Source organism: Paenibacillus sambharensis, assembly GCF_003233845.1.
Taxonomy (GTDB): domain Bacteria; phylum Bacillota; class Bacilli; order Paenibacillales; family Paenibacillaceae; genus Paenibacillus_I; species Paenibacillus_I sambharensis.
The window spans coordinates 1-319 of record NZ_QKRB01000011.1 but is presented as its reverse complement, the minus strand read 5'-3'; the positions used below and the strand labels follow the sequence as shown (position 1 = coordinate 319).

At 48.9% G+C, this 319-nt stretch carries 1 rRNA gene; it reads left to right on the top strand.

From position 1 onward, the window contains the following. Positions 1 to 100 (top strand): 5S ribosomal RNA (gene rrf / locus DNH61_RS02060); the annotation flags it as partial. Between the last annotated feature and the right edge of the window lie 219 nt (positions 101 to 319).

The following is a 319-nucleotide window of genomic DNA, read 5'->3' as shown; positions in this document are numbered from 1 at the left end:
AGGGGATCCACGCGTTCCCATCTCGAACACGACCGTTAAGCCCTCCAGCGCCGATGGTACTTGGACCGCAGGGTCCTGGGAGAGTAGGACGTTGCCAAGCGGGTAACTAAATACCCAGATTACTTAACAGTAACGAGTCAACTTTCCAACATTTATGTGTTGAAAGCAAAGACTCCGGATGTTAAGATGATCATCCTGCCGATGAGGCAGAAGCTGCTTTAGCAGCGAGAGGGTTTGCGAAGTTAGGTCTTTTCTGAAGTGATTCGGAGAAGCTTAATCGACGAACAACCTTTGCACCTTGAAAACTGGATAGCGAATG